The organism is Streptomyces marinisediminis (assembly GCF_026262575.1).
Classification (GTDB): Bacteria; Actinomycetota; Actinomycetes; order Streptomycetales; family Streptomycetaceae; genus Streptomyces; species Streptomyces marinisediminis.
Map to the genome: position 1 here is coordinate 29,915 of NZ_JAPKFL010000003.1, position 25,167 is coordinate 55,081.

Sequence of the window (25,167 nt, forward strand, 5' to 3'; positions counted from 1 at the left end):
GCCTCCCCGAGCTGTTGACGTGCTCCTGCCTTGCGCTCCCGCCTGCCCCGGCGACGCACCCGGAAACGGGGGCGCGGGCGGGCGGCTCGCCCGTTCGGCGCACGCCGGGTGGTCGGCGGGCGCGCGCCGGGGTGCGATGGGCGGGCGGCGCGCGCCCGGCGCTCGCCGCGTCGAGGAGACCGACGGAGATCCGAGGAGCCCCAGGAGTGCAGCATGCCCGGACCGAGGCCCCCGGCGCCCCTCGCCGCCGCCTGCGCGGTGGCCGTCGTCGCCGTCGCGGGACCGTCGGCCGGTGCCGCCGCGGCGGCCGAGGCCGACCCGGGGCGCGGGGTGATCGTCCAGCCCACGCGCGTCGCGCCGGGGCAGGAGTTCTCCGTCCTGGACGGCGGCGCCTGCGCGGCGGCCACCGGCACCGCGAGCTTCGTGCCGCCGCCGGACGGTGAGCGCTTCCCCGACCTGCGCCTGGGCCCGCTGCGCGACATGGTCGGCGGCACCGGGGTCGTCCCCGAGGACGCGGCGCCCGGCTACTACCGGGTGAACGTGGTGTGCGGGGGCGAGGGCCCGTTCAGCGCCAGCTTCACCGTCGCGGGCGGCCCCGGGAGCGCGGGGAGCACCGGGCACGCCGGCGGGGGCGACGGGGTGCGTGACGCGGGTGGTGACGCCCACCGGGCCCCGCCCGGCGCGCCGCCCCGGAAGGTCGCGGAGACCGACGCCGGGGGCGGCGCCACCGTGACCGCCGGATGGGCGCTCGGCGGTGCGGGCGTGCTGGCGCTGCTCGGCGGCGCCCTGTGGCTCGGGCGGCGGGGCGGGACGTAGCGCCGACGCGGCCGGAGTACTCCGGTCGGCCGGATCGCGGGGCGACGGACGGAGGTGGGCGGTGCTGGACGCGCTGGTCGCGGGTGGCTGGGGGCTGCTGGCCGGGGCCGCGCTGGTCCTGGGCGCGCTGCTCGGCTACGCGCTGCGGGTGCCGCCGCGGTGGGTGGCGCTGGTCATGGCGTTCGGCAGCGGCGTACTGCTGTCCGCGGTGTCGTTCGAGCTGATCGACGACGCGCACGAGCGCGGTGGGCTGGCGCCGACCGCGCTGGGCGCGGCGCTCGGCGCGGCCCTCTACACCGGGGCCGACGCCGTGCTCGCGCGACGGGGTGCGCGGCACCGCAAGCGGTCCGGCGGGCAGCAGCCCTCGGAGGGCGAGCGGCCGGGGTCGGGCAGCGCGATCGCGCTCGGCGCGCTGCTGGACGGGGTGCCGGAGTCGGTGGTCATCGGTGCCAGCCTGATCGGTGGCGGCGCGGTGAGCGCGGCGACGGTGGGCGCGGTGTTCGTCAGCAACGTGCCGGAGGGGCTCTCCAGCGCGTCGGGCATGCGGCGGGCGGGGCGGAGCCCGCGCTACGTGTTCGGCCTGTGGTCCGGCATCGCGCTGGTCAGCGGCGTCTCGGCGCTGCTGGGGCGCACGGTGCTGGCCGGGATGCCGGACGCGGCGCTGGCCGGGGTCACGGCGCTGGCGGCGGGGGCGATCCTGGCGATGATCGCCGACACCATGATCCCGGAGGCGTTCGCGCAGGCGCACCTGCTGACGGGCCTGGTCACGGTCGCCGGCTTCCTCGCCGCCTTCGCGCTGTCCCAGGCGTGAGCGCCCCGCTCCCGCGCGACCCCGTCCGGCCGGCGCGGGCGGGCCGGGGCCGCGCGACGCCCGCGCGGGGCGCCGCGCGGGGCGGTGTCACACGTCGAACTCGTGCGGGGGCAGGTCGAGGGCGTAGCACGCCTCGCGGACCATGGCGCGCTCGTCGGAGTCGAAGTGCCCGTCCGCACCGCCGATCACGATGCCGATCTGGATCACGGCGCGGGCCTCCACCGGCTTCTTCTTCGCCTTGGCGACCTCCTGGAGCACGTTCACCTTGCCGAAGGCGAAGTCGCGGGTGAGCTGGTCGACGTAGCCGTTGAAGCGCTGCTCCAGGTCCTGCGGCGGGAAGTTCTGCAGGGTGGTGTTGGAGGTGATGAGCTGGCTGACGCGCTGCCGCTCGGCCGGGTCGACGGAGCCGTCGGCCGCCGCGACGAGGGCGCACATCGCCATGCTCGCGTCGCGGAAGCCCGCCCCCTTGAGCTCGCCCTTGCGCTGCTCGAGCTGGCCCTGCATCTGCTGAGCGGCTTCCTTGAGGCGGTCCCAGAGTGCCATGCGTGTTCTCCTCGTGGTGCGGGTTTCCGGTGGTCGTTCCGTCGGGGCCCTGCCCGCGGACGTCGCCCCGCCGCGCCGTCCTCCCGGAATGGCGTGACGGAGCAGGGCGGGCGCGTGCGTCCGTGCGCTCCGGCCCCCGTACGCCCGTACCTGCCCAACTTCGGGCCCGGTAAAGAAGTTCCCCCGTCGCGCGGAGCGGCGAGGGGGCGCGCGGGGGTGACGCGGAAACGGCGCGGGGAGGGCCCGGGACGGCGCGCGGGCACGGCGCGGGGGCACGGCGCGCGGGCACGGCGCGGGTGCACGGCGCGGCCGGGCCGGGCGGCCACGGGAGCCGCCCGGCCCGGCCGGGTTCCGCCGCCCGGTGTCAGCCGACCCCGGGGGTGGAGCCGACGAGCTCCTCCAGGACGTCGCCCATCGTGACGAAGCCGAGCACCACGCCCTTGTCTCCGGTGACGGCGGCGAGGTGCGTGCCGCCCGCGCGCATGGCGGTGAGCGCGTCGTCCAGCGGGGTGTCGATGCGCACCCGGATCACCTTGTGCAGCGTGGCGCGCGGGAACGGCCTGTCCCGGGCGACGCCGAGCGCGTCCTTGATGTGCAGGTAGCCCAGCACCGTGCCGCCGGGCCCGGTGACCGGGAAGCGGGAGTACCCGGAGGCGGTGGCGGCCCGCTCCAGTTGCGCCGGGGTGACGCCCTGGCCGACGGTGACCATGCGGCCGAGCGGCACGACCACGGTGCCGACCGGGCGGCGACCCAGTTCCAGCGCGTCCCGCAGGCGCTCGCTGTCGCCCTCTTCCAGCAGGCCCGCCGCGCGGGAGTCCTCCACCAGCCGGGCGAGCTCGTCGTCGGTGAAGACGGAGGCGACCTCGTCCTTGGGCTCGACCTTCAGCAGCCGCAGCAGCACGTTGGCCAGCTTGTTGATGCCGAACACCACCGGACGCACCACCCGGGTGACGCCGACCAGCGCCGGGCCGAGGACGAGCGCGGTGCGCTCGGGCGCCGCCAGGGCGATGTTCTTGGGCACCATCTCGCCGATCAGCATGTGCAGGTACGTCGCCAGCGTCAGCGCGATGGCGAACGCGATCGGGTGCACCAGCGCGTGCGGGACGTGGAGGGCCTCGAACGGCGGCTCCAGCAGGTGCGCCATGGCCGGCTCGGCCACCATGCCGAGGACCAGCGAGGAGACGGTGATGCCGAGCTGGGCGGTGGCCATCAGCACCGAGACGTGCTCCAGGCCCCACAGCACCGTGCGGGCGCGCTTGTCGCCCTCCTTGGCCAGCGGTTCGATCTGGCTGCGGCGCACCGAGATCAGGGCGAACTCGGCGCCCACGAAGAACGCGTTCGTGAACAGGGTGAGGGCGCCGATGGTGAGTTGCAGCGCGGTCATCGCACGTCCTCCATCGCGCGGCGGGCGTCGTCGGCCGGGCCGTCTGGGCCGCCGCGCGCGTCGTCGAGCGGGCCGCCGCGCGCGTCGTCGGCCGCGCGGCCGCGGGCGGCGCGGGGCACGGTGCGCTCCCGCCCGCCGTCCGCCGTGCGCTCCGCGGTGCCGCGCGGGGCGGCGCTGTCCGTGGCGCCGACCGGGCCGGTGATGCGGACGCGGTCGGCGCGGTGGTGGTCGGTCTCCAGCACCGCGAGCTCCCAGCCGTCCAGCGCCACCCGGTCGCCCTTGGCGGGGATGCGCTCCAGGCGGGCGGCGATGAGCCCGGCCAGCGTCTCGTAGGGGCCCTCGGGGGCGAGCAGGCCGATCGCGGCCAGCTCGTCCATGCGGACGCTGCCCTCGGCGTCCCAGACGGGCGCGCCCGAGCCGGTGCCCTCGGTGGGCAGCAGGCCGGGGTGCTCCTCCGGGTCGTGCTCGTCGCGGACCTCGCCCACGACCTCCTCCACGATGTCCTCCAGCGTCGCGACGCCGGCCGTGCCGCCGTACTCGTCGACGACGACGGCCATGGTGCGGTGGCCGCGCAGCCGGTCCAGCAGCCGGTCCACCGGCAGGGTGTCGGGGACGAACAGCGGCTCGGCGGCCAGCTCCCCGACGGGGGTGAACCCGCGCCGCGCTTCCTCCAGGGCGAGCACGTCGCGGACGTGGACGATGCCGATGACCTCGTCCAGCGTCCCCCGGTACACGGGGAAGCGGGAGAGGCCGGTGGCGAGCGTCAGGTTGGCCGCGTCGGCGGCGGTGGCGTGCACCTCCAGCGCCTTGACGTCCACCCGCGGGGTCATGACGTTCTCGGCCGTCAGCTCGCCCAGGTGCAGCGTGCGCACGAACAGCTCCGCGGAGTCGGCCTCGATAGCGCCCTCGGCGGCGGAGTGCTGGGCGAGCGCGATCAGCTCGCCGGGGGTGCGCGCGGAGGCGAGTTCCTCGGCGGGCTCCAGGCCCATGCGCCGCACCAGCCGGTTGGCCGTCTCGTTCAGGTGGTGGATGAGGGGCGAGAAGACGGCGGTGAAGCCCCGTTGCGGCCCGGCGACCACCTTGGCGACGGCCAGGGGGCGGGAGATCGCCCAGTTCTTGGGCACGAGCTCGCCCACGACCATGAGGACGACGGTCGAGACGACCACGCCCAAGGCGAGCGCCACCGTCGAGGCGACCGTCTGCGACATGCCGAGCGCGCCCAGCGGACCGCGCAGCAGCACGGCGAGCGAGGGCTCGGCGAGCATGCCGATGACCAGGGAGGTCACGGTGATGCCGAGCTGGGCGCCGGAGAGCTGGAAGGTCAGCCGCCGCACGGCGCGCAGGGCGCCCTCGGCGCCGCGTTCACCGGACTCGGCGGCGCGCTCCAGCGCGCTGCGTTCCACGGTGGTCAGCGAGAACTCGGCCGCGACGAAGACCGCGCACGCCAGGCAGAGCAGCAGGGCGAGCAGTAGAAGCAGCACTTCGGTCACCGTGCCACCCCCACTTCCGGCTGCTTCGGTCGGAAGGGCAGGGCACGGCTGGTACTGGGAGGTTCGCCCATGACGGGACTAGGGCTCCTTTCGGTTCGGGCGCGGACGACCCGACGTACGGGACGACAGGAAGACTGATATGCCCGCTGCCGTCGAGTTCTCTAATAGGGCATAGTAAAGGAAACGCAAATATTCACACGTGGCGGAAACCACAACCCTTCGCGGCCACTTCGGGGCACCGCCCTCCCTGGTCCTCCCGGTCGGTCCTTCCGTCGGTCATTTCCCGGGGTCCCCCGGCGGTCGGCTCACCGTCCGCGCCGGGCCGTGCTCCGACCGTCACGGCACCGGCCGTCCCGGGCGGCGGTGCCGCAAGATCACGGCCCTGCCCGCGACGGCCGCCTGTTGGTACTGTCGGCAGCCGCGCGCCGTCCCGCAACCGCGGCGGCGCCCTGTCCGGCGGCCGGTGCCCGGCCCCGCCGGGCCCCACACCACCGGAGCGGAGGCGCCCGGCCCGGAACCCGGGGCGGCGTCGTCCCGTCTCTCCGCGCGACGGCCCGGCCCGCCCGCTCCGGCCGCGGGGCGGCGGTACGACGGCCGGGCACGGCGAGCGAGGCACGGCAAGCGGCACAGCAGACGCGGGCACGAACCCGTCCGGAACCCGGGCGGCTCCACCCGCGCCACGGGAAAGGCGTCAGCGTGGGCGGTATACACAGCGCTTCCCGGGCCGCCGGGGATTCCCCGGCCCCGGGCGACGGGGCCCGCACGGGCGGCGGACGGCGCCGCGCCGGCGGCTCGCGCGGCCGCAGGGCCCCGCGTTCGACGCGCCGCAGGGTGCTGCTGTGGAGCACGGCGGTGCTCTCCGGCCTGGTGCTCGCCGCCGCCGGCACGGGCGCCTGGCTGTACCAGAGCCTCGACGGCAACATCACCGGGGCCGACATCGACACGGGCCTGGGCGACAACCGGCCGGCCAACCTGAGCCCGGGCGCCAAGAACATCCTCGTCGTCGGCTCCGACAGCCGCGAGGGCACGGACGGCGAGTACGGCTCGGGCTACGAGACGATGCAGTCCGACACGATCATGATCGTGCACATCGCCGCGAGCCGGGAGTGGGCCACGGTCGTCTCGCTGCCGCGCGACTCGTGGGTGCAGATCCCCTCCTGCGACCAGGGCGACGGCACGCAGTCCAAGCCGCACCACTTCAAGCTGAACTCCTCGTTCGCCATCGGCGGGCTGAACGGCGACGTCTCCAGCGCGGCGACCTGCGCCGTCAAGACCGTCGAGCAGAACACCGGGCTGCGCCTGGACCACTTCATGTCGATCGACTTCAACGGCTTCAAGGGCATGGTCGACGCGGTCGACGGCGTCGAGGTGTGCCCCGAGGAGCCGATCCGCGACCGGAAGGCCAACCTGGACCTGGCCGCGGGCTGCCAGACGCTCGGGGGCGAGGACGCCCTCGGCTACGTGCGCACGCGCTACGCCGTGGGCAACGGCAGCGACCTCGGGCGCATCGAGCGGCAGCAGGAGTTCCTGGAGACGCTGGCCGTCAAGGCGCAGTCGAAGCTCGCCGACCCGCAGGCCATGTACGGCTTCCTGGACTCCTTCACCTCCTCGCTCACCACGGACGCGGACCTGGCCGGGATCAAGCCCCTGTACGACCTCGCGCGCAGCGTGCAGGGCATCCCCACCGACCGGCTGACGTTCCTCACCGTGCCCAACTACCCGCGCGAGCTGGACGTCCCCAGCGACACCGCGAACGTGGTGTGGCAGTACCCGCAGGCGGAGACGCTGTTCACCCGGTTGGCCGAGGACCAGGAGGTGGACAAGGCGGAGCTGGAGGCCAGCGCGGAGGAGAGCGCGGGCGTGACGCCGTCCCAGGTACGCGTCCAGGTGCTCAACGGCACCGGGGAGCCGGGGCGCGCCGGCGAGGTGGCCCAGGAGCTGCGCAGCGCGGGGTTCCAGGTCGTCGGCACGGGCAACGCGCCCGGGGGCGCGCCGCGGACCACGATCACCTACCCCGCCGAGCACCGGGTGCACGCCAGCGTGCTGTCCGGACGGGTGCCGGACGCGGAGGTCGAGGCGGCGGACGCGGGCGGCGGCGCGACGGCCCCCACGGGCGTGCTGACCCTGGTCATCGGCGACGACTTCCGCGACCTGCGCGGCTGACCCGCCCGCGCCGCACCCCCGCGGGCCGCGGTGCGGCGCGCACCCCGAGGGCGGCGCGTGCCGCCAGGCGGCCCGTGCCCCCGAGGCGGCGCGGTGTCACGCCTCGCGGACGAGCGGGGTGGGGACCGCGCCCGGGACCGGGGCGGCCTTGAGCGCCCGCGAGTACTCCGCCGCCTGCGGTTCCGCGAGGTAGGGGGACAGGCGCAGCAGCACGCGACCGGCGAGGTAGCCGCGTTCGGCGCGCGAGGGTACCCCCAGCGCGTCGCGCTGGAGCTGGTGCGCGCGCCGGCGGGCGGAGGCGGCGTCGGCGAACACCTCGATGACACCGCCGAGCGCGACGGACCCGGGGTCGTTGCCGAGCACCAGGCCGCCGTTGACCCGGCGGTCCTCGAAGGAGAGCTTGCTGCGGTAGCCGTCGGCGTGGCCGAGCAGCCGGTCGGGGTCGCTGCGCGGCGTCACCGTCCGGACGTGCTCGACCGGCAGCCCGGCACGCTCCAACCGGTGCAGCGCCTCCTCGGCCTCCGCCGTCACCGGCAGGGCCTGGCGCATGCGCGGCTCCCCGGCGTCGCCGCCGAACCCTCCGTGCGGGCCGAGCAGGTGCGCGCCCAGCGCCACGACGGCGACCGCGGCCACCAGGGCCGTCGCCACCGCCACGGCCCGCTCGGCCCGGCGGGCCGCCCCGGTGGACGGGCCCGTTCGCACTGCCTTTCTGGTCCGGCGCAGCACGCTCGCTCACCGCCCTCCGCCCTCGCGTCCCGCTCCGGTCAACTTTCGCAGAGTAGTGCGCGTCGCCGCCGCGCCACCGCCGCGCCGGGGTGACGCGCGGCCCCGGGCGGCGGATGATCGCCGTATGAGCGACTCACCGCGGACGGCGGCGTTGCGGCTCGGCGAGCGCCGGGGGCGGTGGGTGCTGTTCACCACCGTGCTGGGCTCGGGCATGGCGCTGCTGGACAGCACCGTCGTCAACGTCGCGCTGCCGCACATCGGGACCGACCTCGACGCCGACCTCGGCGCGCTCCAGTGGACCGTCAACGCCTACATGCTGACCCTGGCCGGGCTGATCCTGCTCGGCGGCACGCTCGGCGACCGGTACGGGCGGCGGCGGGTGTTCCTCGTGGGCATCGTGTGGTTCGCGCTGGCCTCGCTGCTGTGCGGGCTGGCGTGGAACGCCGGGGTGCTGGTCGCGGCGCGGGCGCTGCAGGGGGTGGGCGGCGCGCTGCTCACCCCCGGCTCGCTGGCGCTGATCCAGGCCACCTTCCACCCCGACGACCGGGCCCGCGCGGTGGGCGCCTGGTCGGGCCTGGGCGGAGTGGCCGCGGCCGTCGGCCCGTTCCTGGGCGGCTGGCTGGTGGACGGGCCCGGCTGGCGGTGGGTGTTCTGGCTGAACGTGCCGCTGGCGCTGGTGTGCGTGCCGGTGGCGCTGCGGCACGTCCCCGAGACGCGTGACCCGGACGCCTCCGGCCGGTTCGACGTGTCCGGCGCCGTGCTGGCCGCGCTCGCGCTGGGCGGCGTCACCTACGCGCTGATCGCCGCTCCCGAGCAGGGCGCGTCGCCCGTCGTGCTGGGCACGGCGGTGGGCGGGGCGGTGTGCGGGGCCGCGTTCGTGGCGCTGGAGCGGCGGCTGCGGCACCCGATGGTGCCGCCGTCGGTGTTCGCCTCGCGCCAGTTCACCGCCGTCAACGCGGTGACGCTCGGGGTGTACGCGGCGTTCGGCGGGTTCTTCTTCCTGTCCGTGGTGCAGTTGCAGGTGGTGCTGGGCTGGTCGGCGCTGGCGGCGGGCACCGCGCTCCTGCCGACGACGGTGCTGATGCTGCTGCTGTCCGCGCGCTCCGGTGCGCTCGGTCAGCGCATCGGGCCCCGGCTGCCGCTCACCGTGGGACCGCTGCTGTGCGCGGGCGGGATGCTGCTGATGACGCGGGTCGGCCCCGACGCCTCCTACGGGGTCGACGTGCTGCCCGCGCTGCTGGTGCTCGGGGCGGGCATGGTGCTGCTGGTGGCACCGCTGACGGCCACGGTGCTGGCGTCGGTGGACGTCGCGCGGGCCGGGCTGGCGAGCGGGGTGAACAACGCCGTGGCCCGGGCGGCGGGCCTGCTGGCGGTGGCCGCGCTGCCGCTGCTGGCCGGGATGGGCCCGGAGGCGTACCGCGAGCCCGCCGCGTTCGACGCCGCGTTCCGCACGGCGATGGTGTGGTGCGCGGGGCTACTGGTGGCGGCGGCCGCGGTGGCGTGGCTGACGGTGCGCCGCGACGTGCTGGCGGAGCCGGAAGCGGAACGCCCGACTCCGCCTGCGGACCGCGCGCGCCCGGAGCACGGCCGGCCGCGGGGCGCGGAGGGCGGTCGGGCGCCGGAGCCCCACTGCACCACCGAGTGCCACCTGCACTGCGGCGTCGCCTCCCCGCCGCTGGACCCGGGGCGGCCGCCGGGGGACGGCGGGCGGTGAGGCGGCCGGCTCAGGAGACCTTGAGCAGCGCGTCCGACCGCCACTTGAGCGTCTTGTCGAAGGTGACGACCGCGCCGTCGGTGACGCCGTTGTGGACCCGGACGTGGTCGGTGAGCGCGCTGATGAGGTAGAGGCCGCGGCCGTTCTCGGTTTCGGTGGGACCGGCACCGGCACCGGCACCGGCGGCCTGGGCGGGCGGCGTGAAGCCGGGGCCGTGGTCGGTGACCTCGATGCGGCACACGTCGCCGACCAGGTACGCCGTGACGCGGTAGCCCCCGGTGTGCTCCGGGCCACCGCCGTGCTCGACGGCGTTGGCGCACGCCTCGGAGAGCGCGACGGAGAGCTCGTAGGCGACGTCCGGCTCCACCCCGGCCGTCTCCATCGCACCGAGCAGCAGACGCCGGGCGAGCGGAACGCTCGCCGCCTCACGCCGCAAGTGCAGAGACCACCAGATGCTCATGCTCCAGCCTCCTGGCTGCGGCTCGACGAACCGGGGCCTGACATACCGATACGTATTGCCCCGGTAAGCGGACAGTAAGCACGTGGTTCCCGGCACACCGCTCATTCGGCCGATCTTGCGCCGGAGTGGTTCTTTCGGACCCTGCCGGGGTAGCCGCGCGGGTCCCGGTGAGATGATGTGGCCGCTATGGACGTGCCCGTCGTGCGCGCGAGCGCCGATCTGCGACTGCTGCGGGCCGCGGTCTTCACCGCGGCCTGCGTCGCGCTGTCCGCCGCGGGGCACGTCTTCGCGGCCGGGGCGGGCGTCCCCCTCTGGGCCTTCGGCGCGGCCGCCGCCCTGGTCTTCGTGCTCGTCCTGCCGCTGGCCGGGCGGGAGCGCTCACCACTGGGCATCGTCGCCGCGCTGGCCGTCGGCCAGGCGGGCCTGCACGTGCTGTTCGCCTCGGCGCAGAGCCGCGCGGCGGCCGCGCCCGCGCGCTCCGGCGCGCCGGCGGAGGACGGCGGCGCGGTGCTGGCGCTCGCGCGCGGGCTGCTGTGCGCCGGCGGCTCCGCGGAGCACATCTCCCCGGCCCGGGCGCGCCGCGTGGTGGCCGACGCCGGGCTCGGCGGCTCCGCGACCGCGGTCGATCCCGGCGCCGGCCCCGGCGCCGCGGGCCACGCCGCGCACGCCGCGCCGGACGGCCTGGGCGCGGTGCTGGAACTGGCGTCCCCCGCCATGCTGCTGGGCCACCTGCTGGCCGCCGTCCTCGCCGGCTGGCTGCTGCGCTGCGGGGACGCCGCGCTGTGGCGCCTGGTACGCCCGGCCGTGACGGCCGTGGACGGGCTGCTGCGGGCCCTGCGGTCGGCCCTGGCCTGCCTGGGCCCGCTGGCCGGTGGGCGCGCCGCGTGCGGACCCCGCGCCACCGTGCGCCCGGTCGACGAGGACGGGCCGCCCGAGCCGCGGTCCCTGCGGCACAGCGTCGTCCGACGCGGCCCGCCCGCGTCGGCCTGCGCGCTCGCGGCCTGACGCCCCCGCCCGCCCCCACGGTCCCGCCCGGCCCCCGACGGCCGCGCGGCGCTCCGTCCGGAGTCCGGGACCGGGGTGACGGAGACCGCCGCGCGCCCCTCCGTCCCGACCCCGTGTTCCCTCTCCGACGTTCGAGGAGTGCCTCGTCCCATGATGTCTGCCTCGCGGCGGTTCGCCGCTGCCGCCTGCCTGGGTGCCGCCGCCGTCTTCACCGCGGCGGCCCCCGCCCTCGCCCACGTGACCGTCGACCCCGCCACCGTGCCGGGCGGCGGCTACGCGACGGTCAACTTCAAGGTCCCCAACGAGCGGGACACCGCCGCCACCGTGAAGCTGGAGGTCACCCTCCCCACCGACCACCCGCTGGCCTCGGCGCAGCCCGAGCCCGTCCCCGGCTGGGACGTGGCCGTGGAGCGGGGCACGCTGGAGGAGCCCGTCGAGCTGCACGGCGAGCAGATCGACGAGGTCCCGAGCAAGATCACCTGGACGGCGCAGGACGCCGGGATCGAGCCGGGCACGTTCCAGCGCTTCCCGGTCTCGGTGGGCCGGCTCCCCGAGGACGCCGACCGGCTGGTCTTCAAGGCCGTACAGACCTACGACAACGACGAGGTCGTGCGCTGGATCGAGGTGCCGGAGGAGGGCGGTGAGGAGCCGCAGCACCCGGCGCCGGTGCTGGACCTGGGCGCGGCCGGGGACGGCGGCCACGGCTCCCACGGGGGCGACGGCGCCGACGCGTCGGGCGGCGACCAGGACGCCGGCGGGGACGCCGACCCGGCCGCCGACACCGCGGCCGACGCCGACGGGGACGCCACGGACACCACGGCACGTGTGCTCGCCGTGGTCGGCATCGCCGTCGGCCTCGGCGGCATCGGCTACGGCGTGCTCGCCGGACGCCGCCGCTCCGCCTGACCGGGCGGCGGCGCCGTGGGCCCGGTGACCCACCGGGCCCACGGCCCCGGCCGGCGCGCCCGCGTCCGCGCCACGTCCGCCCGCCGCCCCGCGCCTGCCGCCGCGCGCCGTCCCCGGCGCCGCGCCCCGCTCCCCTACCGTCCCCGTCACCGCCTTCGACGACCCGAGGAAGCCCCATGCACCCCGTCCCGAAGCTTCGGCGCGCCCGCCGCGCCGGGGCCGCCCTGACCCTGACCGCCGCGCTCGCCGCCGGCGTCGCCGCCTGCGGCGGCCCGGCCGACCCGGCCGCCGAGGGCGAGCGGCCCGCCGCCGAGGTCTCCGGCGGCAGCGAGCCCGCCCGCGCCACCGTCCTGGACACCCCCTTCCCCAAGCCCGACCTCGTGCTCACCGACACCACCGGGGAGACGTACGAGTTCGTCGAGGAGACCCGGGGCAAGCCGACGCTCATCTACTTCGGCTACACCAACTGCCCGGACGTCTGCCCGACGACGGTGAGCAACATCGCCTACGCCGAGTCCACGCTGAGCGAGGCGGAGCAGGAGGAGCTCCAGGTCGTCTTCGTCACCACCGACCCCGAGCGCGACACCCCCGAGTCGCTGGGCGAGTGGCTGCGCGGCGCGGCCCCCGGCGCGACGGGTCTGACCGGCGACTTCGCCACCATCCAGGCCGGTGCCCGCACCCTGGGCATCAGCATCGAGCCGTCGGTGAAGAAGGAGAACGGCGAGATCGAGTCCATGCACGGCTCGCAGGTGCTCTACTTCTCGCCCGAGGACGACAAGGCGCACGTGCTCTACACCGAGGACACCAACGCCGACACCTACGCGGAGGACCTGCCGAAGCTGGTGAAGGGGGAGCTGCCGTGACCCCCCGCCGCCTCGCCGCGGCCGCCGCGCTCGCCCTCGCCGGGGCGTTCGCGCTGAGCGCGTGCGGCGACCAGGGCCCGCGCCCCGCCGCCGTCGAGGGCAGCGCCTACATGCCCGAGCCGGTGACCGAGAAGGTGGCCGCCGGGTACTTCACCCTCACCAACGAGGGCGACGAGGCGGACGCGCTCACCTCCGTGACCAGCGAGCTGTCCGACGACGTCCAGCTCCACCGCACCGTCGACAACACGATGAAGCGGGTGGAGTCCTTCGAGGTACCGGCGGGCGGCGAGCTGACGCTGCGCAGCGGCGGCAACCACCTGATGCTCCTGGACCTGGCCCGCAAGCCGAGCGAGGGCGACACCGTGACGCTGCGGCTGCACTTCGAGAAGTCCGACCCGCTCACCCTCCAGGTGCCGGTGCGGGCGAAGACCTACCGGCCGGGCGAGGACGGCTCCGCCGACGGAGCCGCGCACACGCGCGAGGAGCACGGTGCGCACGGGGACCACGGGTGACCCCCGCCGGACGGGCCCGCAGGTGAGCGCCGCCGCGGTGCCGCCCGCCCCGGCGCGGCCGGCCGCCGGAGGCGCCGGGCGGGCGGCGGCGCGCACGCTGCTGGCGCTCCTGCTCGCCGTCGCCGCGCTGGGCGCCGGGCTCGCCGCCGCCCCGCCCGCGGCCGCACACGCCACGCTGACGAGCACGGCCCCGGCCGAGGGCGCCGTCGTCGACCGGGCGCCCGAGGAGGTGACCCTCACCTTCTCCGAGGAGGTCGGCCTCTCCGGCGCCGACGCCGTGCGCGTGCTGGACCCGAACGGCGACCGGGTGGACGACGGCGGGCCCACCGAGTCCGCGCCGCGCACCTTCTCGGTGCGGCTGACCCCCGGCATCCCGGACGGCACCTACACCGTGGCGTGGCAGGCCGTCTCGGCGGACAGCCACCCCATCGCCGGCGCCTTCACCTTCTCCGTCGGCGCCCCCTCGCGAACGAGCGTGGACCTGGCCGCGGAGGCCCCGGCGGTCGGGGGCGGCCCGGTCGGGTTCGCCTACGACGCGGCCCGCTACGCCGGGTACGCCGGGTTCCTGCTCCTGGTGGGCGGCGCGGCGTTCGTGCTGGCCTGCTGGCGGGAGGGCGCCGGCGTGCGGGTGGTGCGCCGGGTGGTGGTCGTCGGCTGGGTGACGGTGACCGCCGCCACGCTGGCGCTGCTGGCGCTGCGCCACCCCTACGTCGTCGGCGGCTCCTTCGCCGACGCGCTCGACCTCGCCGGGCTGAGCGCCGTGCTCGCCTCGAAGACCGGCACCGCGCTCGTCTCCCGGCTGTTGCTCCTCGCCACCGCCGCGCTGTTCGTCACCGTGCTCTTCGGCACGTTCACCCGGCCGCGCCCCGAGCCCGACCGGCGGGACCTGCTGGCGGGGCTGGCTCTGGGCGGCGGGGTGGTCGCGGCCGGCCTCGCGGCGACCTGGGCGCTGTCCGAGCACGCCTCGACCGGCCTCCAGACGGGCGTGGCCGTCCCGGTGGACGTGGTGCACCTGCTCGCCATGGCCGCGTGGCTCGGCGGGCTCGCGGCCCTGGCCGCCGTGCTGCGCTGGGGCCCACCGGTGCCCCGCCCGGCGCTGGCCCGCTTCTCACGGCTGGCCCTCGTCAGCGTGCTGGTGCTGGTGGTGACCGGGCTGTACCAGTCGTGGCGCCAGGTCGGCTCCCTCGCGGCGCTGACGTCCACGGGGTACGGGCGGCTGCTGATCGCCAAGGTGCTGCTCGTCGCGGCGCTCGTCGGGGTCGCGGCGCTGTCGCGGCGCTGGGTGGCCCGGGTGGCCGACGCCGGGGCCGACGCCGGGGCCGAGCCGGTCGGTGCGGTCGCCGGTGGGGGCGCCGCCGGTGGGGGCGTTGCCGGTGCCGAGCCGGAGCCGGGGCCCGCGCCCGCCGAGCCGGAGCCAGCCGGTGCCGTCGGCGGCGGCGTCGGCCCGGAGCGGGCGGCGCAGCTCGCGCGGCAGCGGGCCGCCGTGGCCACCGCGCGGCGACGGCGCGCGCGGGAGGCGGACGTGCCCCGGTCGGCGCTGCGCCGGTCGGTGCTGGCCGAGGCGGGCGTCGCCGTGGTCCTGCTCGCCGTCACCACGGCGCTGACCGGCACCGAGCCCGCCCGCACCCAGGCGGCCGAGACCTCGGAGCGGGCACCGGCCGGACCCGTCGCGCTCAGCGTGCCGTTCGACACCGGCGGGCCGGACGGCCGGGGCACGGCCGACGTCGAGCTGGCGCCGGGCCGCCCGGGCGAGAACGAGGTGCACGTCTACACCGACGTGGCCGCCGAGGAGGTCCGCGTCGCGCTGACGCTGCCCGCCCGGGACCTCGGGCCGATCTCCGTCACACCGGCACCGGCCGACGCCACCGGCCGCCACTGGTCCGCCTCCGGGGTGAACCTGCCGCTGCCGGGCGAGTGGGAGCTCGCGCTCACCGTCCGCACCTCGGACGTCGACCAGGTGACCGAGACCCGCCCCGTCACGCTGGAGTGACCCCCGCCGCCCCCACCCGCACCGACCCCGCCACGACCCAACGCCGACCAGCACGGGACACACGATGAACGACCACCCCACCCCGCCCCCCGTCTCCCGTCGCCGCCTGCTGGGCACCGCCGGGGCGGCGGGCGCGGCCTCCCTCGCCGTGGGCGGCGCGGGCGGCGCGCTCGGGTACGCCGCCACGCGCCCGGAGCCGCCGACGCCGCTGCACAGCGTCGGGGAGAGCGCGTACGCCTTCCACGGGGACCGGCAGCCCGGCATCGTCCAGCCCGTCCAGGCCCACGGCCACCTGCTCGCCTTCGATCTGGCCCCCGGTGCCGGGCGCAAGGAGGCCGCGGGGCTCCTGCGCCGCTGGTCCCGCGCGGCCGCGGCGCTCATGGCGGGCCGGGCCCCGGACGGGGGCGGCACCGGCAGCGCGCTGGACGCCGGGCCCGCCGCGCTGACCGTCACCTTCGGCTTCGGCGCCGCCTTCTTCGACCGCACCGGGCTCACCGGGCAGCGCCCCGCCGCGCTGGCCCCGCTGCCGGACTTCTCCGCGGACGCGCTGGACCGGCGCCGCTCGGACGGCGACCTGTGGGTCCAGGTCGGCGCCGACGACGCCCTCGTCGCGTTCGACGCCGTGCGCGTCCTGACCCGCCAGGCCGCCGACGCGGCGCGGGTGCGCTGGCGGATGAGCGGGTTCAACCGCACCCCGGGGGCGACCGCGCGCCCCCGTTCGCAGCGCAACCTCATGGGCCAGGTGGACGGCACGAACAACCCCAGGCCCACGGACGGCGACTTCGAGCGGCACGTCTTCGTCCCCGCCTCCGGCGCGGACGGCGCGCACCCGGCGTGGATGGCGGGCGGCTCCTACGCCGTCGTGCGCCGCATCCGCATGCTGCTGGCGGACTGGGACGGCCTCTCGCTCGCGGAGCAGGAGCGGGTCATGGGGCGCCGCAAGTCCGACGGGGCGCCGCTGTCCGGCGGCACGGAGACGACGCCGGTCGACCTCGCGGCGCGCACGGCCGACGGCGAACCGGCCGTCGCCGCCGACGCCCACGTCCGCGTGTCGGCGCCGGAGACCAACGGCGGCGCCACCATGCTCCGCCGCTCGTACTCCTACGACGACGGTCTCCTCGACGACGGCGCCCCGGACGCCGGGCTGCTGTTCGTCGCCTGGCAGGCCGACCCGCGGCGCGCCTTCGTCCCCGTGCAGCGCAAGCTGGACCGCGGTGACGCGCTGTCCGGCTTCGTGCGGCACGAGGCGAGCGCGCTCTTCGCCGTCCCGGCGGGGGCGCGCGAGGGCGAGTACGTCGGCCAGCGCCTCCTGGAGTCCTGAGCCACGGGACGGGCACGGGGCGGGCCGAAGCGGGACGGAGCCGGGGGCGGTCAGGCCCGCGCCGCCGGGGCGGGCCGTGCCGGGGCGTCCGCGCCTGGCAGGCGAGGGCCGGCGTCGCGGGCGGGACGTGCACCGCGGCGCGGCAGCCGGCAGGGCGTGCCGGCCACGGCGGACAGGTACCGGCCGGGCCCGCCGGAGCGCCCGCCCGGCCAGCCACCGGGGACGCTAGGGCGCACGGCCGCACGGCGGGAGGGTCGAGATGGGGGCCGCGAACGCAGCGGTGACGGCACAACACCCGGGCGGGGGCCGGGTGGGACCGGCGGCCGTGCCGTGTTCGCCCAGCGGGACGGCGGGGTGGCGCGGGCCCCGCACGGATTAGGGTGAGTCGCATGTCACCTGCCAGCCGATACACCTTCCTCGGGCCCGAGGGCACCTTCACCGAGGCCGCGCTGCGGACGCTGCCGGAGGCCGCCACCCGCGAGCTGGTCCCGATGGTCTCCGTGGCGGCCGCGCTGGACGCCGTGCGGGCGGGAGAGGCGGCGGGGGCCCTCGTGCCGATCGAGAACTCCGTGGAGGGCGGCGTCACCGCGACGCTCGACGAGCTGGCGGCCGGCGAACCGCTGATGATCTACCGCGAGGTGCTGCTGCCCATCGCGTTCGCGCTGCTGGTGCGCCCGGGGACGCGGCTGGACGAGGTGAAGACGGTGACCGGACACCCCGTCGCGCAGCCGCAGGTGCGCAAGTGGCTGGCGCGGGAACTGCCGAACGCGCAGTGGGAGTCGGCCGCCTCCAACGCGGACGGCGCCCGCCTGGTGCGCGAGGGCCGCTACGACGCCGCGTTCGCCGGGGAGTTCGCGGCGTCGACGTACGGGCTCGACGTGCTGGTCGGTGACATCCACGACGCCGAGAACGCGATGACCCGCTTCGTCCTGGCCGGTCGTCCGGCGCGGCCGCCGGCACCGACCGGCGCGGACAAGACCTCCGTCGTGATGTGGCTGCGCGAGGACCACCCGGGCGCGCTGCTGGAGCTGCTCCAGGAGTACGCCTCGCGCGGGGTGAGCATGATGCGCATCGAGTCGCGCCCGACGGGCGAGGGCATCGGCCGGTACTGCTTCTCGGTGGACTGCGAGGGGCACATCCAGGACCGGCGCATCGCGGACGTGCTGACGGGGCTGAAGCGGGCGTGCCGGACGGTGCGGTTCCTCGGCTCCTACCCGCGGGCGGACGAGGTCCGTCCGACGCTGCGGCCGGGCACCGCCGACGAGGACTTCACGGCGGCGACGGACTGGGTGCTGCGCTGCATGGACGGCCGGGGCTGAACGAGCCGGGCTCGCGGGCCGGGGCCGGGGCCGAAAGGCCCCGGAGGCGTGTCCGGGAGGGGGTGTGCGGCGTTGTCCACGGAAGGGCCCGAAGTTATCCACAGGCCGGAGACTTCACCTGTGCACAAGTCGACATGGGCGGCGTCGGCGCGCGATGCCGGGGTACGGGCGTCTTACGAGACCGTCAACAGCAGGCGCCGTTGATCCACTCGGACGTGGGGAGCGTCACAAACAATCCGCTCTTTCGAGGAAGCCTCCCGGGTTTGCGTGACGAAATGCCCGTATTGCCCCCGCCGCGTCACCCGACCCTCCGCTGACCAGGCATTTTCCACAGCCCTGTCCAGCACCCTGTGGATATTTCCGAGGACCCGCCGTGAGTTGTGGATAAACCACTGCTCCGCCTTCACGCATTACCCACCGCCCATGCGCCGCAAAACCACCAAAAACAACAAAGGTCTCTAAAAGGTGCAAAGGAGATGCAAGGGCGAAATCAGCGGGAGGCCGGGTCCGTGGCACCGGTAGCCTGGGGGGGTGATTGACCTTCGTCTGCTTCGTGAGGACCCCGACCGTGTGCGCGCCTCCCAGCGCGCCCGAGGAGAGGACGTCGACGTCGTCGACGCCCTCCTGGCCGCCGACGAGCGGCGCAGGTCGTCCGGCGTCCGCTTCGACGAGCTGCGCTCCGAGCAGAAGCAGCTCGGCAAGCTCATCCCCCGGGCCGAGGGCGAGGAGAAGGCCGAACTGCTGCGGAAGGCCGGAGAGCTGTCGGCCGCCGTCAAGGCCGCCAACGCCGAGCAGGACGAGGCCGCCGCCGAGGCGCAGCGCCTGCTCCTACGGCTCGGCAACCTGGTGCACCCGGACGTCCCCGTGGGCGGCGAGGACGACTTCGCCGTCCGCGAGACGCTCGGCACCGTGCGGGACTTCGCCGCCGAGGGCTTCGAGCCGAAGGACCACCTGCGGCTCGGGCAGGCGCTGGGCGCGATCGACGTCGAGCGGGGCGCGAAGGTCTCCGGCTCGCGCTTCTACTACCTCACCGGCAACGGCGCCCTGCTGGAGCTGGCCCTGGTCAACGCCGCCATCGCGCAGGCCACCGCGGCCGGTTTCACCCCCATGCTGACCCCGGCCCTGGTCAAGCCGCGCGCGATGGAGGGCACCGGCTTTCTGGGCCAGGCCGCCGAGGACGTCTACCACTTGGAGAAGGACGACTACTACCTCGTCGGCACCTCCGAGGTCCCGCTCGCCGCCTACCACATGGACGAGATCGTGGAGGCCGACCGGCTGCCGCTGCGCTACGCCGGCTTCTCGCCCTGCTTCCGCCGCGAGGCCGGGTCCTACGGCAAGGACACCCGCGGCATCTTCCGCGTCCACCAGTTCGACAAGGTGGAGATGTTCTGCTTCGTCGCGCCCGAGGAGTCCGAGGCGGAGCACGCCCGGCTGCTGGAGTGGGAGAAGCAGTGGCTCACCTCGCTGGAGCTGCCGTTCCGCGTCATCGACGTGGCCAGCGGTGACCTGGGCATGTCCGCCTCGCGCAAGTTCGACTGCGAGGCATGGATCCCCACCCAGGGCAGGTACCGCGAGCTGACGTCCGCGTCCAACTGCGACGAGTTCCAGGCCCGCCGCCTGTCCGTCCGCGCCCGGGACGGCAAGCGCGTGCGCCCGCTGGCCACGCTGAACGGCACCCTGTGCGCCGTGCCGCGCACCATCGTCGCGCTGCTGGAGAACCACCAGCAGGCCGACGGCTCGGTGCGCGTGCCACCGGTGCTGCGGCCCTACCTCGGGGGCCGCGAGGTGCTCGAGCCGGTCGCCCCGTGAGCGCGCCCCGCTTCCCCTACGGCCTGGTCGCGACGGACCTGGACGGCACGCTGCTGCGCACCGACGACTCGGTATCCCCGCGCACCCGCGACGCGCTCACCGCGACCACCGAGGCGGGCGCCGCCCACCTCGTCGTCACCGGCCGCCCCGTCTCCCGCACCCGGCACGTGCTGGACGCCCTGGAGTACCGCGGGCTCGCCGTGTGCGGCCAGGGCGGGCAGGTCTACCACGCGGGCGAGCACCGGCTGCTGACCTCGGTCACGCTGGACCGGCGGGTGGCCGAGCTGGCGGTCGGCCACATCGAGCGGGAGGCCGGCCCGCTGGCGCTGGCCGCCGCCCGGGACGGGCTGGAGGGCGACGTCCTGGTCGGCCCCGGCTACCGGATGCGCGGCGTCCTGCCCTTCCGGGAGTTCACCGACCGGTCGGAGATCTGGGCCGAGCCGCTGAGCAAGGTGTTCGTCCAGCATCCGGTGCTCTCCGACGACGCGCTGGCCAAGGCGGCGCGCGCGGCGGCCGGCGGCCTGGTGGACGTGGTGGTGGCCGGACACGGGATCGTGGAGCTGCTGCCGCCCGGGCTGACGAAGGCCACCGGGCTCTCCCTGGCCGCCCGCCGCCTGGGCGTCAAGGCCGCCGAGACGCTCGCCTTCGGTGACATGCCCAACGACGCCCCGATGTTCGCCTGGGCCGGGCGCGGCGTGGCGATGGCCAACGCGCACCCGGAGCTGCTGACCGTGGCCGACGAGGTGACGGCGTCCAACGACGAGGACGGCATCGCGGTCGTCCTCGAACGCCTGCTCGGCTGACCGGGAGGCGAGGCGGACAGGCCGCCGTGCGCACGGCGGCTCACGCACGGCGGCTCCGCGCGGCGGGACGGCGCGCGGTGGTACCGAACCCGGTGCGCCGCGCGCGGTGCGCCGCGCACGACGGCTCGCGCGGCCTCGGGCCGCGCGGGACGGGAGCGCGGGGCAGCACACCGAGCCGGCGCCCCGCGACAGGGCCGCGCAGCAGTGCCGCGATGCGGCGTCGCTCGGCCGTCCGTCGGGGCGTACGCTGCCGTCCATGACGCGCACAGTGGTCATCAGCGGTGGCGGCAGCGGGATCGGCCGGGCGACGGCGCGCTGCTTCGCCGCCGACGGCGCCCGGGTCGTCCTGGTCGGCCGCCGCCCGGACGCTCTCGCCCGGGCGGCCGCCGAGCTGCCCGACGCGGTGACGGTCCCCGCCGACCTGGCCACGGCCGCCGGAGCCCGGCAGGTCGCCCGCACCGTGGCGGAGGAGTGCGGCGCGGTGGACGTCCTGGTGCACGGCGCGGGCGGCAACGGCGGCCTGGAGCCGGAACCGGCGGACGTGGACCGCGAGGACCCGCTGGCCGTCGCGGAGCACGACTGGGCGCTGAACTTCCGCCTCAACACCCTGACGGCCGTGCTGCTCACCGAGGCCCTGCGCCCGCGGCTCGCCTCCCCGGGCGGCCGCGTGCTCTTCCTCAGCTCCCTCGCGGCCCTGCGCGGCTCCGGGTCGGCGGCGTACGCGGCGAGCAAGGCGGCGCTGCACCCGTACGCGTTCGACCTGGCCCGGGAGCTGGGGCCGCGCGGCGTCACCGTGAACGTGGTGGCGCCGGGGTACGTGGAGGCGACGGAGTTCTTCGGCTCCGGACTGCCCGCCGAGCGACGCGAGCGGCTGGTCGGAGAGACGTTCACCGGACGCGCGGGCGCCCCGGGCGACGTCGCCGAGACGCTGCGCTGGCTCGCCTCGCACGCGGCGGGCCACATCACCGGCCAGGTGATCCAGGTGAACGGCGGGGCGCACCTCGGCCGGTGACACGGCGCCGGCTCAGCCCCGGTACTCCTCCAGCAGCCGCAGCCAGATCTCGCTCATCGTCGGGAACGCGGGGACGGCGTGCCAGAGCCGTTCGATCGGCACCTCAGCGGCCACCGCGATCGTCGCCGCGTGCAGCAGCTCGCTGACGCCGGGCCCGACGAACGCCGCGCCGACGACGGTCTGCCGCTCCTCGTCCACCACCAGGCGCGCACGGCCCCGGTAGTCGTCGGCGTGGAGCGCGGCGCCGGCGACCGCGCCGAGGTCGTGGTCGACCGCCCGCACCCGCAGGCCGCGCTCCCGCGCCTGCGCGTGGGTCAGACCGACGGCGGCGGCCTCGGGGTGGGAGAAGACGACCTGCGGGACGGCGGCGGAGTCGGCGGTCGCGGCGTGCGCGCCCCAGCGGTCGGTCTCCAGCAAGGGGACCCCGGCCGCGCGGGCGGCGATCGCGGCTCCGGCGACGCGGGCCTGGTACTTGCCCTGGTGCGTCAGCAGCGCGCGGTGGTTGACGTCCCCCACGGCGTAGAGCCAGCCGCCCTTGACCCCGCGCACCCGGCAGGAGTCGTCCACCTCCAGCCAGTCCCCGGGGGCGAGGCCGACGGTGTCCAGGCCGATGTCCTCGGTGCGCGGCGCGCGTCCGGTGGCGAACAGCACCTCGTCGGCCGTCACCTCCCCGCCGTCCTGCAGCGGCAGGGTCAGCGGCTCCCCGGGGCGCGGGCGGCGCACCTCCCGGGCCTCGGTGTTCGTCCGCACGTCCACGCCGGCGCGGCGCAGCCCGTCCAGGACGTACTCCCCGACGAAGGGCTCCATGCGGTCGAGCACCGACTCACCGCGGACGAGCAGGGTGACGGCGGAGCCGAGCGCCTGCCAGGCGGTGGCCAGCTCGACGGCGACCGGGCCGCCGCCCACCACGGCCAGTCGCCCCGGCACCTCCCGCGCGGCGGTGCCCTGCCGACTGGTCCACGGCTCGACGCCGTCCGGTCCGCCCAACCCCGGCAGTGGCGGCACCGTGGCCCGGGTACCGGTGCAGACGGCGACGGCGTGCGTGGCGGTGAGGGTGCGGCGCTCCCCGCCGGGGGTCTCCACGATCACACGCCGGGGGCCGTCGATCCGGCCGTGGCCCCGGATGAACTCCGCACCCGTGGAGTCGATCCAGCGCACCTGCCCGGCGTCGTCCCAGTGCGCGGCGAAGGTGTCGCGCCGCTCCAGCACGGCGCGCGCGTCCAACCGGCCGTCGGCGGCTTCCCGGGCGCCGGCCACCGCCCGGGCGTCGGCGAGCGCGGCGGGCGGCCGCAGCAGCGCCTTGCTGGGGATGCAGGCCCAGTACGAGCACTCGCCCCCGGCGAGCTCGCCCTCGACGACGGCCGCCGACAGCCCGGCGGCGCGGGCCCGGTCGGCGACGTTCTCGCCGACCGGGCCCGCGCCGAGCACGATCACATCAAAGAGGTCCATCCCGCCATGATGCGCGGCACGGGGCCGCAGCGCCCGTTACTCCGCCCCGCACGTCCCGCCCCGTCGCGCCCCGTCGCGCCCGATCGCGCCTCGGCGGCGCCGCGACCCGGCACCGGCGCGCTGCCCGGCTCGCGACGGCGCCCACGCCACCGTGGCACGCGTTCCCGGACCGCCGCGCGTCCGGGCGCCGCCGCGCGTCCGCCGCACGGTACCGGTGCGCGTCGCCCGCCGCACGGCACCGGCGGGCGTCACCGTTGTGCGGCGAGCGGTACCCGGGCCGGGCGGGTGGGCACCGGCGCCGTCAGCTCCCGCGCCCCCGCCGGGACGGGCACCGCGGCGAAGATCCGGCCCTGCTGCTCGGCCAGTTCCGCCTTGCGCTCGGGCGAGGTGCTCGGCAACCGCTGCTCCTCGTAGAGCGGGTGGGTGGCCAGCGCCGCCTCCCGGCTGGCCGGGGTGTGGAACTGGATCTCGTAGGCGTGGGCGTACATCGGGTCGCGCCACGCCGTGTTGATCGCCTTGTAACCGGTGTGGTTCTTCCAGGTGTTGGCCCAGCGGACGTTCTCGTGGTCCCAGGCGGCGAGCATGGATGCGGCCGCCTCGACGCCCTCGGTGTACTCGGCGTCGTCCCACTGGAGGGTGTAGCGCACGGAGTCGTTGAGGTCGGCCAGCGCCTCGTGGACGGTCTGGTCCGGGTCCTCGGTGAGCCAGGTGGCGATCTTGCGCTTCAGCGAGTCCTCGGACTTCATCCGCTGGTCGAAGCCGACGACCTCCGCCCCCGTCCAGGACGCGACGGTGCGGATCTGGGGACTGATGGTCCGTTCGGCCTTGCGCGCCTGGTCCATGAAAGCGTTGACGGCGGCGTTGTCGGAGGCGTCCAGCCGCAGGTCGCCGTGGGCCCAGCCGGCGTCCTCGGCGGGCAGGGGCTGGGCCCGCCCGGGGTCCGCCGCGGCCTCCCGCTCCGCCTGGACGCTGATGTGACCCGTCGGCGGCCCGACGGGCAGCGGCTTGGTGATGCCCTTGCCGAGCACCGCACCGGCGGCGAGGGGGGCGCGGTCCGGGGCGGCGGCGGTGGCGGACGGAGCCGCGGTCAGGCCGAGAGCGGCGGCCAGCGCCACTCCCGTGACGGTCCGACCGGCCCGACCGGCGACCCAGCGGTGCGGGCGGGGCGGGGTGGACGTGGGCAGAGGAGTCATCGGCGTACTTCCCAACGCTGGACGAGCACGTGCGCCGCGTATAACGGCGCACGTGCTCGACGCGTCACGGACGGTAGGCCGGACGGAGCTGGCGGCGGGTCACGTTTCACGTGAAACGACGTTTCACGTGAAACGGTGGCGACCCGGTGATGCGGTCACTCCTCGCCGGTCAGCGCCAGCCTCTTCAGCCGCTGGCCGGCGTACCAGGTGCCGGCCACGGTCACCACCGCGAGCAGGATGGCCGCGGTGGTCAGTCCGACCGCCGAGGTGACGTCCACGCCGTCACCGACGACGCGTTCGGCCACCGCGAGGCCCCACTGCTGCACGCTGAGCGTGCGGGCGCCGTCGACGAAGGAGCCGAACAGCGCCTCCCACAGCAGCGCGTAGACCAGGCCGAACACCACCGCGTGCCGGGTGACCGTGCCCAGGAGCAGGAACAGCGCACTGTAGGCGATCGAGGCGACGATGGCCGCGATGGCGAAGGCCGCCGCGATCTGCTGACTGCCGCCGACCAGGATGAACCCCGCCACCAGGATCGGCAGTCCGGAGAAGGCCATGGTGACGGCGACGGCCACGAACAGCTTCGTCACGATGATGGTGGGCCGCTTCAGCGGCTTGGACAGCAGGTAGACGATCGAGCCGTCATCGATCTCGGGGCCGATCGCCCCCGTCCCGGCGATGACGCCGATGATCGGCACCATGGTGGCCAGCGCGAAGCTGCTCAGCAGTTGCACGGCCACCGCGTCGTCGGCGGCGTCCAGCAGGCGCACGGCGATCGCGATGACCAGCAGCAGCGCGGGCAGCGCCGACAGGATCAGGGCCCTGCGGCGGCCCAGGAGCGCCCGGTAAGTGAGCCGGGCGACGGTGGGGTCGTACAT

22 protein-coding genes are annotated in these 25,167 nt (G+C 76.2%); 14 read left to right on the forward strand and 8 right to left on the reverse strand.

Annotated elements, in window-relative coordinates; translation table 11 throughout:
- Nucleotides 1-213 precede the first annotated feature (213 nt).
- Both OSB71_RS03135 and OSB71_RS03140 read left to right on the forward strand, forming a co-directional pair.
- Nucleotides 214-816, forward strand: a complete 603-nt coding sequence (locus OSB71_RS03135) for a hypothetical protein (RefSeq protein WP_265943900.1) — start codon at nucleotides 214-216, stop codon at nucleotides 814-816.
- Between the two features lie 61 nt (nucleotides 817-877).
- Complete coding sequence (locus tag OSB71_RS03140) at nucleotides 878-1,627, forward strand: ZIP family metal transporter (RefSeq protein WP_265943902.1); 750 nt, start codon at nucleotides 878-880, stop codon at nucleotides 1,625-1,627.
- Between the two features lie 87 nt (nucleotides 1,628-1,714).
- Here OSB71_RS03140 and OSB71_RS03145 read toward each other — a convergent pair whose 3' ends face one another.
- From OSB71_RS03145 to OSB71_RS03155, 3 genes are all read right to left on the reverse strand, one after another.
- Complete coding sequence (locus tag OSB71_RS03145; protein WP_265943904.1) at nucleotides 1,715-2,170, reverse strand: tellurite resistance TerB family protein; 456 nt, start codon at nucleotides 2,168-2,170, stop codon at nucleotides 1,715-1,717.
- A gap of 364 nt (nucleotides 2,171-2,534) precedes the next feature.
- On the reverse strand, nucleotides 2,535-3,554 hold the full coding sequence (locus OSB71_RS03150; protein WP_265943906.1) for a hemolysin family protein: 1,020 nt from the start codon (nucleotides 3,552-3,554) through the stop codon (nucleotides 2,535-2,537).
- Entirely contained in the window at nucleotides 3,551-5,044 is a 1,494-nt protein-coding gene (locus OSB71_RS03155) for a hemolysin family protein (protein WP_265943907.1), read from the reverse strand. Before OSB71_RS03155 ends, OSB71_RS03150 begins: the two co-directional genes overlap by 4 nt.
- 831 nt (nucleotides 5,045-5,875) lie before the next feature.
- On the opposite strand from OSB71_RS03155, the gene OSB71_RS03160 reads away from it, so the two are divergent.
- The gene (locus OSB71_RS03160) at nucleotides 5,876-7,207 is read left to right on the forward strand and encodes an LCP family protein (RefSeq protein ID WP_265943909.1); all 1,332 of its coding nucleotides are present in this window, start codon (nucleotides 5,876-5,878) and stop codon (nucleotides 7,205-7,207) included.
- Between the two features lie 96 nt (nucleotides 7,208-7,303).
- On the opposite strand, the gene OSB71_RS03165 is transcribed toward OSB71_RS03160, so the two are convergent.
- A complete protein-coding gene (locus tag OSB71_RS03165; RefSeq protein WP_265943911.1) occupies nucleotides 7,304-7,909 on the reverse strand; it encodes a hypothetical protein in 606 nt (201 codons plus the stop codon).
- 148 nt (nucleotides 7,910-8,057) lie between these two features.
- Here OSB71_RS03165 and OSB71_RS03170 point away from each other — a divergent pair, with 148 nt between their 5' ends.
- The gene (locus tag OSB71_RS03170) at nucleotides 8,058-9,647 is read left to right on the forward strand and encodes an MFS transporter (RefSeq protein ID WP_265943913.1); all 1,590 of its coding nucleotides are present in this window, start codon (nucleotides 8,058-8,060) and stop codon (nucleotides 9,645-9,647) included.
- Nucleotides 9,648-9,657: 10 nt separating this feature from the next.
- Here the strand turns inward: OSB71_RS03170 and OSB71_RS03175 are convergent, their stop codons facing one another.
- A complete protein-coding gene (locus OSB71_RS03175; protein WP_265943914.1) occupies nucleotides 9,658-10,107 on the reverse strand; it encodes an ATP-binding protein in 450 nt (149 codons plus the stop codon).
- A 186-nt stretch (nucleotides 10,108-10,293) separates the two neighbouring features.
- On the opposite strand from OSB71_RS03175, the gene OSB71_RS03180 reads away from it, so the two are divergent.
- From OSB71_RS03180 to OSB71_RS03225, 10 genes are all read left to right on the forward strand, one after another.
- Nucleotides 10,294-11,112, forward strand: coding sequence for a hypothetical protein (locus tag OSB71_RS03180; RefSeq protein WP_265943916.1), 819 nt, complete (start codon nucleotides 10,294-10,296; stop codon nucleotides 11,110-11,112).
- Between the two features lie 153 nt (nucleotides 11,113-11,265).
- Nucleotides 11,266-12,018, forward strand: coding sequence for a YcnI family protein (locus OSB71_RS03185; protein ID WP_265944300.1), 753 nt, complete (start codon nucleotides 11,266-11,268; stop codon nucleotides 12,016-12,018).
- A gap of 176 nt (nucleotides 12,019-12,194) precedes the next feature.
- Entirely contained in the window at nucleotides 12,195-12,881 is a 687-nt protein-coding gene (locus OSB71_RS03190; protein WP_265943918.1) for an SCO family protein, read from the forward strand.
- Nucleotides 12,878-13,393: a copper chaperone PCu(A)C gene (locus tag OSB71_RS03195; protein ID WP_265943919.1), complete on the forward strand. Its 516-nt coding sequence runs from the start codon at nucleotides 12,878-12,880 to the stop codon at nucleotides 13,391-13,393. The genes OSB71_RS03190 and OSB71_RS03195 overlap by 4 nt, the downstream gene beginning before the upstream one ends.
- A gap of 22 nt (nucleotides 13,394-13,415) precedes the next feature.
- Complete coding sequence (locus tag OSB71_RS03200) at nucleotides 13,416-15,383, forward strand: copper resistance CopC/CopD family protein (protein WP_416237187.1); 1,968 nt, start codon at nucleotides 13,416-13,418, stop codon at nucleotides 15,381-15,383.
- A 64-nt stretch (nucleotides 15,384-15,447) separates the two neighbouring features.
- Nucleotides 15,448-16,704, forward strand: coding sequence for an iron uptake transporter deferrochelatase/peroxidase subunit (efeB, locus tag OSB71_RS03205; RefSeq protein WP_265943921.1), 1,257 nt, complete (start codon nucleotides 15,448-15,450; stop codon nucleotides 16,702-16,704).
- Between the two features lie 389 nt (nucleotides 16,705-17,093).
- Nucleotides 17,094-18,023: a prephenate dehydratase gene (gene pheA / locus OSB71_RS03210; RefSeq protein ID WP_265943923.1), complete on the forward strand. Its 930-nt coding sequence runs from the start codon at nucleotides 17,094-17,096 to the stop codon at nucleotides 18,021-18,023.
- Between the two features lie 531 nt (nucleotides 18,024-18,554).
- A complete protein-coding gene (serS, locus tag OSB71_RS03215) occupies nucleotides 18,555-19,832 on the forward strand; it encodes a serine--tRNA ligase (RefSeq protein WP_265943925.1) in 1,278 nt (425 codons plus the stop codon).
- On the forward strand, nucleotides 19,829-20,635 hold the full coding sequence (locus OSB71_RS03220) for an HAD family hydrolase (protein ID WP_265943926.1): 807 nt from the start codon (nucleotides 19,829-19,831) through the stop codon (nucleotides 20,633-20,635). Before serS ends, OSB71_RS03220 begins: the two co-directional genes overlap by 4 nt.
- 256 nt (nucleotides 20,636-20,891) lie before the next feature.
- Nucleotides 20,892-21,647: an SDR family NAD(P)-dependent oxidoreductase gene (locus OSB71_RS03225; RefSeq protein WP_265943928.1), complete on the forward strand. Its 756-nt coding sequence runs from the start codon at nucleotides 20,892-20,894 to the stop codon at nucleotides 21,645-21,647.
- 12 nt (nucleotides 21,648-21,659) lie between these two features.
- Here OSB71_RS03225 and OSB71_RS03230 read toward each other — a convergent pair whose 3' ends face one another.
- From OSB71_RS03230 to OSB71_RS03240, 3 genes are all read right to left on the reverse strand, one after another.
- Complete coding sequence (locus OSB71_RS03230; protein ID WP_265943930.1) at nucleotides 21,660-23,096, reverse strand: dihydrolipoyl dehydrogenase family protein; 1,437 nt, start codon at nucleotides 23,094-23,096, stop codon at nucleotides 21,660-21,662.
- A 248-nt stretch (nucleotides 23,097-23,344) separates the two neighbouring features.
- Nucleotides 23,345-24,211, reverse strand: a complete 867-nt coding sequence (locus tag OSB71_RS03235; protein WP_265943931.1) for an ATP nucleotide 3'-pyrophosphokinase — start codon at nucleotides 24,209-24,211, stop codon at nucleotides 23,345-23,347.
- A 233-nt stretch (nucleotides 24,212-24,444) separates the two neighbouring features.
- Entirely contained in the window at nucleotides 24,445-25,167 is a 723-nt protein-coding gene (locus tag OSB71_RS03240) for an ABC transporter permease subunit (protein ID WP_265943933.1), read from the reverse strand.

Excerpts from the sequence above, each read along its gene's own strand:
- OSB71_RS03240 (WP_265943933.1), bottom strand. The coding sequence starts at position 25,167 with ATGTACGACCCCACCGTCGCCCGGCTCACTTACCGGGCGCTCCTGGGC.
- OSB71_RS03175 (WP_265943914.1), bottom strand. The coding sequence starts at position 10,107 with ATGAGCATCTGGTGGTCTCTGCACTTGCGGCGTGAGGCGGCGAGCGTT.
- OSB71_RS03170 (WP_265943913.1), top strand. The coding sequence starts at position 8,058 with ATGAGCGACTCACCGCGGACGGCGGCGTTGCGGCTCGGCGAGCGCCGG.
- OSB71_RS03180 (WP_265943916.1), top strand. The coding sequence starts at position 10,294 with ATGGACGTGCCCGTCGTGCGCGCGAGCGCCGATCTGCGACTGCTGCGG.
- pheA (WP_265943923.1), top strand. The coding sequence starts at position 17,094 with ATGTCACCTGCCAGCCGATACACCTTCCTCGGGCCCGAGGGCACCTTC.
- OSB71_RS03135 (WP_265943900.1), top strand. The coding sequence starts at position 214 with ATGCCCGGACCGAGGCCCCCGGCGCCCCTCGCCGCCGCCTGCGCGGTG.
- OSB71_RS03230 (WP_265943930.1), bottom strand. The coding sequence starts at position 23,096 with ATGGACCTCTTTGATGTGATCGTGCTCGGCGCGGGCCCGGTCGGCGAG.
- efeB (WP_265943921.1), top strand. The coding sequence starts at position 15,448 with ATGAACGACCACCCCACCCCGCCCCCCGTCTCCCGTCGCCGCCTGCTG.
- OSB71_RS03145 (WP_265943904.1), bottom strand. The coding sequence starts at position 2,170 with ATGGCACTCTGGGACCGCCTCAAGGAAGCCGCTCAGCAGATGCAGGGC.
- OSB71_RS03225 (WP_265943928.1), top strand. The coding sequence starts at position 20,892 with ATGACGCGCACAGTGGTCATCAGCGGTGGCGGCAGCGGGATCGGCCGG.
- OSB71_RS03150 (WP_265943906.1), bottom strand. The coding sequence starts at position 3,554 with ATGACCGCGCTGCAACTCACCATCGGCGCCCTCACCCTGTTCACGAAC.
- OSB71_RS03190 (WP_265943918.1), top strand. The coding sequence starts at position 12,195 with ATGCACCCCGTCCCGAAGCTTCGGCGCGCCCGCCGCGCCGGGGCCGCC.
- OSB71_RS03185 (WP_265944300.1), top strand. The coding sequence starts at position 11,266 with ATGTCTGCCTCGCGGCGGTTCGCCGCTGCCGCCTGCCTGGGTGCCGCC.